11 protein-coding genes and 1 pseudogene are annotated in these 11,727 nt (G+C 34.6%); 4 read left to right on the top strand and 8 right to left on the bottom strand.

Going from position 1 to position 11,727, the window contains the following annotated elements; all coding sequences use genetic code 11:
* Positions 1-471 precede the first annotated feature (471 nt).
* The 3 genes from MSWH1_RS08585 to MSWH1_RS19630 are packed head-to-tail and all read right to left on the bottom strand — an operon-like array spanning position 472 to position 1,592.
* On the bottom strand, positions 472-804 hold the full coding sequence (locus MSWH1_RS08585; RefSeq protein WP_048127750.1) for an HNH endonuclease signature motif containing protein: 333 nt from the start codon (positions 802-804) through the stop codon (positions 472-474).
* A 12-nt stretch (positions 805-816) separates the two neighbouring features.
* Complete coding sequence (locus tag MSWH1_RS08580) at positions 817-1,455, bottom strand: hypothetical protein (protein ID WP_048127748.1); 639 nt, start codon at positions 1,453-1,455, stop codon at positions 817-819.
* Positions 1,452-1,592 (bottom strand): hypothetical protein, encoded by a 141-nt coding sequence (locus MSWH1_RS19630; RefSeq protein ID WP_197074578.1) that lies wholly within the window; start codon positions 1,590-1,592, stop codon positions 1,452-1,454. Before MSWH1_RS19630 ends, MSWH1_RS08580 begins: the two co-directional genes overlap by 4 nt.
* Before the next feature lie 100 nt (positions 1,593-1,692).
* Between MSWH1_RS19630 and MSWH1_RS08575 the strand changes: the two genes are divergently transcribed.
* The 4 genes and pseudogenes from MSWH1_RS08575 to MSWH1_RS08555 all read left to right on the top strand — a co-directional run bounded on the left by MSWH1_RS08575 (position 1,693) and on the right by MSWH1_RS08555 (position 7,147).
* Complete coding sequence (locus MSWH1_RS08575) at positions 1,693-2,583, top strand: hypothetical protein (protein ID WP_048127746.1); 891 nt, start codon at positions 1,693-1,695, stop codon at positions 2,581-2,583.
* Complete coding sequence (cas1, locus tag MSWH1_RS08570) at positions 2,580-3,644, top strand: CRISPR-associated endonuclease Cas1 (RefSeq protein WP_369798587.1); 1,065 nt, start codon at positions 2,580-2,582, stop codon at positions 3,642-3,644. Before MSWH1_RS08575 ends, cas1 begins: the two co-directional genes overlap by 4 nt.
* An 88-nt stretch (positions 3,645-3,732) precedes the next feature.
* Positions 3,733-5,187: pseudogene (gene tnpC, locus MSWH1_RS08560) on the top strand (IS66 family transposase).
* 541 nt (positions 5,188-5,728) lie between these two features.
* Positions 5,729-7,147, top strand: a complete 1,419-nt coding sequence (locus MSWH1_RS08555; RefSeq protein WP_048127744.1) for a hypothetical protein — start codon at positions 5,729-5,731, stop codon at positions 7,145-7,147.
* 557 nt (positions 7,148-7,704) lie between these two features.
* Here the strand turns inward: MSWH1_RS08555 and MSWH1_RS20060 are convergent.
* From MSWH1_RS20060 to MSWH1_RS20045, 5 genes are all read right to left on the bottom strand, one after another.
* Positions 7,705-8,043 (bottom strand): isoprenylcysteine carboxylmethyltransferase family protein, encoded by a 339-nt coding sequence (locus tag MSWH1_RS20060; protein WP_231591949.1) that lies wholly within the window; start codon positions 8,041-8,043, stop codon positions 7,705-7,707.
* Between the two features lie 1,931 nt (positions 8,044-9,974).
* On the bottom strand, positions 9,975-10,148 hold the full coding sequence (locus MSWH1_RS19020; RefSeq protein ID WP_197074628.1) for a hypothetical protein: 174 nt from the start codon (positions 10,146-10,148) through the stop codon (positions 9,975-9,977).
* A 298-nt stretch (positions 10,149-10,446) separates the two neighbouring features.
* Positions 10,447-10,635, bottom strand: coding sequence for a hypothetical protein (locus MSWH1_RS20050; protein ID WP_048127741.1), 189 nt, complete (start codon positions 10,633-10,635; stop codon positions 10,447-10,449).
* Positions 10,636-10,668: 33 nt separating this feature from the next.
* Positions 10,669-10,962 (bottom strand): DUF234 domain-containing protein, encoded by a 294-nt coding sequence (locus MSWH1_RS08535; protein ID WP_048127739.1) that lies wholly within the window; start codon positions 10,960-10,962, stop codon positions 10,669-10,671.
* The gene (locus MSWH1_RS20045) at positions 10,959-11,645 is read right to left on the bottom strand and encodes a BREX-1 system adenine-specific DNA-methyltransferase PglX (protein WP_048127738.1); all 687 of its coding nucleotides are present in this window, start codon (positions 11,643-11,645) and stop codon (positions 10,959-10,961) included. The genes MSWH1_RS08535 and MSWH1_RS20045 overlap by 4 nt, the downstream gene beginning before the upstream one ends.
* Positions 11,646-11,727: the final 82 nt, after the last annotated feature.

Genomic DNA, 11,727 nt, shown 5'->3' with positions numbered 1-11,727 from the left:
AGCTTCCTGATGATTACAGGAGGCTTAAAGGGATCATCTGAGAGGGTAAGGGTAAAGCCTCCTCTGTTCCTTCCTCTTGAATCTCCTGATCTTTTAGCTATCCTGCTTATATCAAAAGCCAGGTTATACCCATTGCAGAGGGTTTTAAGCTCAAAGACTTCAGGATAAAATACATTGTCTATAAACTCATCCAGGAGGTACAGGTTTAAGTTATGGTTTTTTGAATAGGCTTCCAGAATCTTATTTTCTCTTTCATTCAGGATAGTTGGATCATGAAATAACCCCTCATGCTGAATAACTCCATCCTGGTAGATCTGAAAGTATCCTATTTTGAAATTTTGATATTGGTCTATGGTTGTTTCAGTATCAAAGACCAGTACCCTGTTATGCCTGAGAGGGGTATCATAATGCCTAAAGCTCCTATACTCCCCTTTTTTCTCAAGTCTCTGAGTATATCCCCTAACTGCAACTTTAGACATTTTGCATCATCTCATTTCCAACATCAATTAGCTGAGTTCCTAATTCTGTTAGTAAAGCACCAATAGAGACTATCTGAAAAGCTCTCTTTTGTTCAGGAGAGGCATTTCCAGATCTGGCTTTTGGGCTTAGCTTATTCTGTTCCCTTGATATCTTGGAATGGCAGTTTTTACAGAGAGGCTGAACTTGGTCTGAATTGCTCCGCCCATAGGGATGATGCATTTCAATTACATCTGGGTCATCTTCCCCACAAATAACACAGCAAACAGAAGTTTTTCGGTTTCTCTTCTGTTTGTTCAAAGTTTTCTGATATGCTTCTTTATCCATAGTTTCCCCTCCTCAATGCTGATAGATTTCCAAAAATTCAGGCTCTTCCTGTGCTTCCAGGATCTCATAGAGCTTATCAAGGTCAGTTTCAAAATGGTGGACTTTGCCTTCAGCATCCACTATTTGAATATCCTTGAACTTGGCAAGAACAGAAGGATCATTATTTTTTGTAGCCTTCTGGACACTGGCGAAATATTCTCCAATCAAAGACCTATCTTTAGAACTGGTTGTAATGATCGTTTTTTGTCCTTCTATGGAATAGATCAGCATATTAACCTGGATAGTATCGGCTTTTGTGACCTTCCAAGTTCCTCCTGACTTGTACAGGTTCTTTCCAAGATGCTTGACTGCAAATTCGGTTCTTTTGCCTATTTTTTCAAGTATCGAAGAAAGGGTTTCCCCTTTTCTCATTTCTCTTAAAATTTGGAGAGATAGAGTTCTATCTCTCTTATCCTGGGCTGAAAGAGTTTTCCAGGCTACTTGGCTTAGATCAAAATCTCCGATCTTGAGTTTTCTAAGTTGGCTGAGGCTCCGATCAGGGAAAAACTTGTGTTTCCTGATAATTTCTTTTGCATATTTTGTATCTCTGGGCTGAGCCTTGAGCCATTCTCCATAGGTTCTACATTCTTTGGAAAATCTTGGTCGGCTCATCTTTCCGCCTCCATCATTCTGATAAAAGCTGTTCTCATAACTTCAGCCTGAGAGCATCCGTATTCTTTTGCTTTCTGTGCCAGTTTCTCCTTGAGGTAAGGAGACAATGTTATCAGTACTCGGTCTTTTGTGGTCATAGTCTCACAATAAACAGTATGCATTACTAGGTATTGTACAGAATTGAGTATAACTTTAAGTATAAGTTTGACATATATTTTATATATACTTGGGATCAATATGAAAAAGAAAGAATATGATTTTGACACTGAAGTAAAGAATTATCTTACGCAAAAAGGATATGCAAGAAGGCGGCAACTCATAAAAGACCTCATGGAAATACATAAAAATGAACTTGGATATAGCCTCAAAAGTATAAACCGCAAATTAGACAAACTAAAGAATCAAGGTATGATTATACGGATGGAATATTCCGATTTTGGGAAATTAGGAATAGAAGATACTGATAAAAACGCCAGTTATCTCACCTTGAAAAATATATCCAAAATAACGGAGCATATGGATAAGATCTTAGAAAGGCTTGATTCAGAAGAGCCCATGAAGCAAAAAATGGCTTTAAAAGAGATTGCCCGTTATGAACAAACTTATGTTTTAACTCCTGTACAACTGGATCTAGTTGTAGCTCAGTTTGATAAAAACATTGATAAAGGAAACATAGATGACGACCTTACTGATAAGTTATTGCTCTTGTTAGACAGATATATTTTGAAAAAAGATATTGAGCCAACGAATAAAGCAAAAACAATTGACTTGTTAGTAAAATTGCTAGACAAATATCCTGTTCCTGTTTCAACCCATGTAAACCTTAGAACTCACATTATCTATCTTCTTGGGCATTATGGGCATAAGGCTGTAATTGAAAGGTTTATAAAAGATGCAAAAACCCTACAAGACCCTTTTTCTGTAGAAAATGTTTACAATACAGAATACACAGCCAATCTTATTGAAGAACACAGAGAAGAACTTTACAAGCTAGAAGAAGAGCTAGCAATAGAAGGAAAAGAGTATGCTTCACAGTTTGTTTCTAATATACGAACTGATGCTCTAATTAATTTGGGTTTGTATGAAAATCCTTATACTAAAGGAAAGAAGGAGGATGATTCTTGGTGAAGCTTCTTCTTTTGAATGGTCATGGCATAAATATGCACGTTGATGGAGCCAGGCTCCATATCAAGGATGGGAGGTTTTCGACTACTGAAGAGCCTCAAGAATACGTGTTTTCTCCAAAAAGGATTGACATTGACAGCATTATCATTTATGGAAAGAGTGGAAACCTGACCTTAGAGGCTGTTAGATGGCTGATTAAGCATAATGTCCAGGTCACTATTCTCAATTGGAATGGCAAGATCTTAACAACAATGCTTCCCCCTGAAAGTACCAATGTAAAAACAAAGTTTGCTCAGTATCACGCTTTTGAGGATAAGGAAGCGAGGCTTGAGATAGCAAAGAAGTTTATTGAGGCTAAATTTGAGAAGTCCAAGACTGTTCTTGATTTCCTTAGCCAAAGATATCCTGAAATTAAATTTGAGGTATCGGATGAGCTCACAAATCTAAAAAATGTAAAGAGTATCAGGGGGCTTATGGGGACAGAGGGAGGGTTAGCCTGGAAATACTGGAATGAGTTTTCAAAGGCTGTTCCAAAGGAATATGATTTCTGTTCTAGGATAGACCAGTACAGAAGACCTGTAGGATCTGGGGATATGGTAAACACCATGCTTAATTATGGCTATTCTCTGCTTGAATCTGAATGCCTTAGAGCCATTAATTCTGTGGGTCTGGATGCTCATGTAGGGTTTTTGCATGAAATGACACCAAGCAAAAACAGTTTAGCCTATGACCTTCAGGAACCTTTCAGGTTCCTTGTTGATCTGACAGTTATCAGCCTGGTTGAAAGTGGGGCTATGGAAACTAAGGATTTCATAAGAACAGAAAATTACAATATGAGATTAAAACCTACAGGAGCTAGGAAGGTTGTTAACGAGTTTTCCAATATGCTGAATAAAAAAGTAAGTTACCAGGGAAAAGAAAGCACTTGGAGTTATGTTATCTTTCTTAAGGTAAGAGAATTAGCTCATTACCTCACAAGTAAAAAGGAGAAACTGGATTTTGTTAAGCCCGAATATGAGATTGAAAGAATTGATTCTTATGACATAAGGCAAAAGATTTTGTAACAATTCAGGTAGCCTTTGAAAGGCTACAATTTTTCCTCTTTTCGAGGAAAAATTGCATATAAATTGAATCCTATTTTGTTTCGTTATTATGCTTACACGTGAAGAGATCCTCGTTATCTATGAAGCTGGTCCTGAAGCTGTAATTTCTGTAATCCAGAGACTTGAAACTATCATAGAAGAACAAGCTATTCGAATTGCTGAACTAGAAGAACGTGTAAGGATTTTAGAATCTCGCTTAAATCAAAATAGCAGAAACAGCAGTAAACCTCCTTCTACTGACTTTTTAGTCAAAGAAAAACCTAATCCCAAGAGTCTCCGGAAAAAGAGTGGGAAGAAACCTGGAGGTCAAGAAGGTCATCCAGGCACAACTCTTGATATGGTTAATGATCCTGATTAGGTAATTGAACATTCTTTGACCTGCTGCAAAGAATGTGGACATACTCTTGAGGATGTTGAAGTTGAAGCTTATGAGAGAAGACAAATTTTTGATATTCCTCCTGTAAATCTAATTGTTACGGAACATCGAAGTCAGATTAAGACCTGTACTCACTGTGGAAAATCAAATAAAGCTTCTTTTCCAGAATCTGTGAAATATCCCGTCCAGTATGGTCCTAATATTTTAGCTTCAGCAATTTACTGTAAAAACTACCAGTTTATTCCCTATAAAAGGATTTTAGAGTTTTTTGATGACGTTATGGGGATAAAAATCTGTTCTGCTACGATAATCAGAGCAGAAAAAGAATGCTTCCGGAATTTAGAGGAGTTTGAAAATGTGAGTCAGGAGAGGTTAATAACTTCTCCTGTAATCCATTGTGATGAAACTGGGATGAAAATTGAAGGAAAAAGGCATTGGCTTCATGTAGCTTCTAATGACAAATACACCTGTTATTTTGCTCACTCAAAAAGAGGATCAGAAGCAATTAATGCCATGGGAATTCTTCCAGAGTTTAAAGGAATAGCAGTTCATGACGGATGGAAACCCTATAACAGTTATGAATGTGATCATGCTCTTTGCAATGCTCATCTCCAGAGAGAACTTACTGGAATTGAGGAGAACTATAAACAGCAATGGGCTAAAGAGATGAATGAACTGTTAACAGAAATGAAAAAGTATACTGATGAGTGTAAAGAGCAGGTCAAAGATCTGGACTTTGAGCAAATTAAAGTGTTAGAAGAAAGGTTCGATGCTGTAGTCATGAAAGGGATTGAAGAAAATCCACCTTCTCTAAACCCTGAAAAACAAGGAAAACGTGGTAAAAATCCAAAAACAAAAGCAAGGAACCTACTTGACAGGTTTATAGAAAACAAAAAACAGATCCTGAGATTCCTCAATGACTTGAGAGTTCCGTTTGAGAATAACCAAGCAGAAAGAGACATAAGGATGATGAAATTACAGCAGAAAATATCAGGAACTTTCAGAACTATACAAGGAGCGGAAGCTTTCTGCAGAATTAGAGCTTATATCTCAACCATTAAAAAGAATGGTTTCAATGTTATAGATGCTATTCTCGCGGCGCTCAAAGGAGCGCCGCTATTATTCTGAGAATTTCAGCATTTTGCTGAAAAAACATACTTTTTTATCAGTGGCTGAATAGTTACAAGATTTTCAATATTTCTTATGTTGATTGGAAGAAGTTAGGGTATTCTAAAGGCACTTTGCATTACATGAAGCAGAATGCAAAATCAGATAAGCCGTTTACTCTTAACAGTCATGTTCTGGAAAGAGTAAATAAGTGGGAGGCTCTGGTTTCAAGTCAAAAGTAAAAATATGTATGTTTTTACTGTAAATTGTAAAAATGTAAATTTTACAGGTAAAATTGTAAAACGGTATCAAGGGGAATTGTAAATTTTACTGTAAAATAGTAAAACGGCATCAAGAGGACTTGTAAATTTTAAAGGTAAAATTGTAAAAAGGTATCAAAAGAAATTGTAAACAAAGTGTAAAAAAATAGAGTTTTGTATTTCTTGTAAATTAAGTAGAAATTGTCTTATTGTGTTACATTTAAACATATCATATATAGACAGGAACCAAATGTTTAGATAATTGAGGGAAATGTCTAAATCGTGAAGGAAATGGGATAATCATGAATTCGATTGACATAAATGAATTGTCAACAAATATGAAAAAAAGGCTTTGTACTGTTACGAGCCATGATGATATTAACGAAGTTAGAAAAGAGATATTAAAAGATTTCAATATTCATCCAAACTCTACCAGAGTTGAGCTCAAAGCGAAAAATGCGAAAAAACTGTATAATAAAGGAGAGTATGACACCTCTGTTTTAAGAATGTCTGAGTATATAGAGGAGTATTTAATATTACATATCATTGATACTATTCCTTTAAAGTATTATAATCAAGACTATCCAAGGTTACCATTAGGTCCTAAATCATATGACCAATTTTTGAAAATCGACATTGATCGTCTTTGTGAAGCTCTTGAACTTCTTGTATATTCTTACTCTTACTCTCAAAAAGAGTTCGATATCATCCTATTTTTAGATAAAATCAAAAGTATAATTGAATCCGTCACATGGGATGAAAAAATTATATTATATAAAATTGTTGTCAAATATATCATACACAAGGATATAATCTCAGCTAAGAAAGAAATTAGCAATAAAAATGATATCAGTAATATTAATGATGTAGAATTATTGACCGTTTGTTTAGATATTTTCACTGAGGAGTTAAATGATAGTGAAAATATATCTCTAATCGAAAAAATAATTAAAAACACTGAATCCCCCACAGTTAAACTTCAATATCAAACTTTATTGGGTATTCAATATATGTTAATTGGAGTAGAAGAAAAGGCAATTGATGAAATAAAAAAAGCAATTGATGATTTTTATATTAATGAAACTGAGAAAAATAACTCTTATACTTATTTCGTTTGGGGTAATACATACTATATGTTAGGTACTTTAACAAATAATGTGTTTTTGGTAGATTGTTCAATAAATAAATTCACTAAAACATTATCTCTTAATGAATTAAATACTGAAGGTAAAGCGGAGTTATTTAACTTACTAGGGGATTGCTATAAATTTAAATCTAATTATAATGAAGCTAAAACCTATTACATAGAGAGTATAGGGTTGTTTTTTTCAAATACAACAATTATATACTTATTAGATTGTCTAGTTGAGATGGAAGATGATAATAAAGAGGAAATTTCTGAATGGGACAAAAAAATAGCAAAAGATTCTCTCAATAAGAATGAAGAATATGATTATCTAATATTTCGTGCAAAATTGGCTCTTAAATACGATGACTACAGTTTAGCAGAAGAAGTATTAAAACATCTAAAGGAGCTAAATTATGGTATAATTTACTTTGATAATTATACAAAAGAGGTCATCAAAAGATTACAAGATTATTGTAACAATAAAAATGTTGATTCTAAATCAAAGCTTTTGACTTTTTTATCAGAGTTAAAAAGTCGAATTATGTTTGAACCAAATTTTTATGGAATTGGTTTAAAGTTTAAAAAAGATTAACTTAAACTATATTTTTATCTAAATATACCATACTTTTTTTAAGATATATATATTTATTATTTAGCTAAAATTACATTAGATACAAAAAAAGACTTATTACCAAACAAACTTTGCAAAAAGAGAAAACTGATTTTTAGTTAAGGCAATTTTAGAAAAATAACGGTTTTGCATAATCTCCACAAATGCGTTGCGTTTTTTTGAGTTACCTATATCCCCGCATTTGTTTTAAGGGATCTAGGTAACTCAAAAAAACGCAACGCATGTGTAAAAGTCACACACAACCGTATTTTTTCAAAACTTGCCTTATCTCTAAAATATTTATTATATGAGCCTATTCCAAAAATCTCTAAAATATTTATTATATGAGCCTATTCCAAAACTCAAATTTTGCTGTTTTGGATCTCGTATTTAAAATGACCAATGAGCTTCTGATTGCAAAAGGAATTCAGAATAATTCTGATAATTGATATTAAAACTGGGTTTTTGGATGAGCTTATTAAGAGATATCGCCAATATATTAAAAATATGTAGATTCACTAATAATTGATAATTTATACTCACCATAATAATGGAATTAATCTGTAACGAACTTTTTGATGGTATTCGTCGTAACCCGGCAAGTTTTTAGATAGTAACTTTTCTTCATCAAGTAGCCTTATTATGAAAATAAGTGCAAATGGAATCAGTAATAGTAATCCCCACCAAGAGCCAAGTGCAAGAAGAACGCCAAATAATATAATGAGACCACCTAAATACATAGGATGTCTCACTATACTATATGGTCCTGTTGTTATTACTTTCTGGTCGGTTGTTATTACTTTCTGGTTGGTTGTTATTACTTTCTGGTCGGTTGTTATTTCAATAATAGCAGAGGCAAAGATGTTTTCCTTGAGCACAAGAACGTATAATAAAGTCCAGCAACGACAAGAATATCACCGAAGATTACAATAGAAGATGGGACATGTGACCAAAAGAATCGGTGATCCAACGCTGGAATCACATAGATTAAAGCAAATCCCATATAAGTAAATCCTTGTATAATCTTTGGATGCTTTTCTTTCTCTTTGACTACTCCGATTTCAAGTGACACAAACAATACAATTGAGTAAACCCATGTTTCCAAGAAATTAAGTGAGAGAGCAGGAATAAACAGAAACAGTATTATCATGACAATGCTCTCTAAAAATACAAGCATTATTCTTCGCTTTATAACCCACATCCCGCAGTATTTTTTCAAAAATCAATATTTTCCCTGATAGCATTTTTGAAACAGATTCAAATAATAGAGGGTCAAATTGGGACTTGGTGAAATTGAATACTATCGTTTTTTGGGCTCTGAATACACCATCTAGCTGTTTTTAACTCCTGCATAAAAGTCCAATAAATCCACGTTTTATTGAAAATCGATAGCATGAAAAATTGTGAATATGCAAAAATTTACTGCGGAAAGTGGGATGGACATATCAAGGGTACAGTAAAATTCGACATCAGAAGATTGAGAGATGAGAGTAAAAAACTCTACTCTTTATTGAGTTTCGTAGCGTATCAACTGCTGGTGCTGACAGAAATGCAAAATAAAGTTGGGAATAAAAATTCATTTGGGAAATATTTTTGAAGAAATGGGTATCAAATTAGATTAGGGATTTTAAGAGCTAATTTGAGAGCCTCCAAAGAGATTCTAGAACCAAACGTTTATTAGATCTTGTTGAATTGGATATTAAGGAATATATTAAAAGAATAAATGAACTAAATAACTTAAATTAATTTAAGAAAAATATTTTTTGAAAGAAAAAACCATTTTTTTGTTAAGGCAACTTTCTAATGATACAGTTGTGCGTTACCTCTACAAAATGTACACTTTTTTTGACGTTTTTATTAAACAGGTTTTATAGAAATAGATTTTTTTAGTTAAGGCAATTTTATGAAAAAAAAACGGTTGTGCATTATCCTTACACACGCGTTGCGTTTTTTTAAGTTACCTATATCCCCGCATCTGTTTTAAAATTCCCTATCTCCCTACAGATGACACCAAGTTGATATTCCTCTAGTGAATGCTCTAATCAGATTTTTGAAGTTACTTGTTTTGAAAGCTTCAGATGCTTTAGATCTCGTTTATTGGGTATGAACTGAATAATGTGTCAACTTTTTGAAACTAAATTCCTTTATTATTATATATGAAAAATTTTGTTATCATATCATTCCTCAATAGTTCAAAAAATCACCATCAATAGGCTATTGTAATTATAAAGAGTTACAAATTTTACATTAAAAACTATAGTACATTTAAATGTTAAGTCTCCAAGAAAGGATGAATTTTTTGATTCCTTCTAGTATTTTGATTCCTTCTAGTATTTTGATTCCTTCTAGTATTTTGATTCCTTCTAGTATGCTTCATCAGACTGTTTTCATATAACTCTCAAAGTCCACATTTCCAAGTATGTACTTGTTTCCTTCCTTTGATTAGAGAAGCTACTTACTGGAAACTAAAGCTGAAGGTCGGAAATTAACACTTGGAGTTAATGAGCAACTCTGAACTCATAAGAAACTAAAATTGAGTGCCTTATACATCTGACTTTTTTAATATAGATTGGGATTTGTAGGTGTGCCAGAACATGCCCAAAAAGCCAATGAAAGGCTAAATTTCTTAGCTATACTTTTATATATACAAGAAGCAGTTAGGAAATTTATTGAGAGAATATTCAAGGTAAAAACGTTAGATCACATTCTTCCATAAGAAATCTTAGTTACTCCTAGAAATCATGTCAAAAAAAAATCATGTCAAAAATGACGAATTTGGGATCCAGCCTCTGAGCTTTTAATGGGAGAGTTAAACGCCATCTTTTAAATGATCATGGGAAACAGAAGCCTCAGGTTCGACTTCACTCCACTGGTTGCAGATTGTCCGATAGAGCCGGATTACTCTGTGAAGTGATTTTTCCAGGGTCTTCACCCATATGGCGCCAGCGGCGCTGTTCAAAGAATAAGCAGGTTCACAACTCATCTCAACAATTCTGATCCGTTGCCAGTATCCATGAAAACTTTTTTTCTCTCATGAGCGAGCTTACAGACGGCTTCAAATGAGCCAAGCTTCTTATATGCATTATACTTGAAAGCGAACTCCCATATTCTCCCAGGGTCTTCAGTATCAAGCGGGGCAGGGGAATAGCAACTTACTCGAATTTCCTCCTGCGCAGAAGCCTATTTCCTCCTGCGCAGAAACCTTGTTGATTGTCTCCAGTGGGAGAGCAATTTCAATAAGTTTCGTTTTCATAAACCTTTAGTAGAAACCCCCTGAGTCTTTAGCTCAGGAGTAGTTGACGCTTCAGGCAGAAGAGCAACCGATTTACTTGTTCAGCCACTTGTTCGGTTGCTTTCATAGAGATCTGAGTATTTATGGACTCCGCCAGATAGACAATGAACCTCACCAGCATACCCACTTCAACGATTTCAGGTTCAGGAAGCCCGAAAGCCTCTGCTTCCTTGAACATGCACCGGACACCACTGCCCCACTGCTCGATAAATTAGGGAATAAGCTCTTCCAGTTCCCATACAAGGAATCCATCACTTTCCAGGTGTTCTTTGCCTTTGATCTTTCGGGCTACTATCCCTACTTTCAATTTTGGATCAGATATTCCTCTTACTAATTTTGTTTTATCGAGTGTTAACTCCAGGATCTCTCTCGCCTCGCTCTCACCCAGTTCTTTATTCTTGACCTCAATTGCCAGGGCTTTCCCTCCCTGGTGATCTACTCCAAGAACATCAATCTCATCCCCCCTCCGGTTCCACCAGCTCCCAAGCTCTGGATAATCAATCATCTTTTCAACCAGCAGTTCATGAACAATATCCTCGACTTGAAATAATATTCACGATTTTGTGGTCGTGAACGCAGCTTCCCATTTTGATCAGTAAAGTTTCTTATTTCATATACATCATTTTCCCAGTTTACTATATTTTCATTGTTTCCATACCACTTTCTATAATCTCCACCCTTGTTATAAGGAAACCATTTCCTCGAAAAATCGTGTTTCCTATTTATACTGAAACTCGTCTTTTTTGCTGAAACCTCGAACCAATATCGTACAAATATATCGTTGCTACCAGTTTGCAATCCAACTTTACCTGGAGCAATACTTTCAAGTCTCTTATTGTGCTCAAATATATCTGTGATCTTCTCACTTACCCAATACATAATCGGACCCTCTGGAATTTTTTTGAAGTCGGCGGCGGAGGTGCGGAAAGGATCAGATATTTTTGTTTTCAGTTCAGCTTTCTTATCTGCTTCACAGTTCCCATCGATTAGTTGCAGATAAGCTCCTTTATATTCCAGATGTTGAGACTTTTCGATAACAAATGCCGTTGTTGAAACAACTTCCCCTCCTATGCTGTCAAAAGCTCGAGCCCCAAAATGAGCCATGGATAGGATAGTGTTTTCATTCAGAATGCTTTTACGGAGTTTTTCATAGGAGGAAAGGAACATCCAGCTCTGCATGGTTATCATGACAACCATGCTTCAAAACATTCAAACCAAAATATTTAATTTGTTTTAAAATATACAGCTAAATGTATAAATTTTATATGTA

This window comes from Methanosarcina sp. WH1 (assembly GCF_000970005.1).
Lineage (GTDB): Archaea > Halobacteriota > Methanosarcinia > Methanosarcinales > Methanosarcinaceae > Methanosarcina.
Note: the sequence above shows the minus strand (reverse complement) of the source record. Positions and strands in the feature narration are given on the sequence as shown.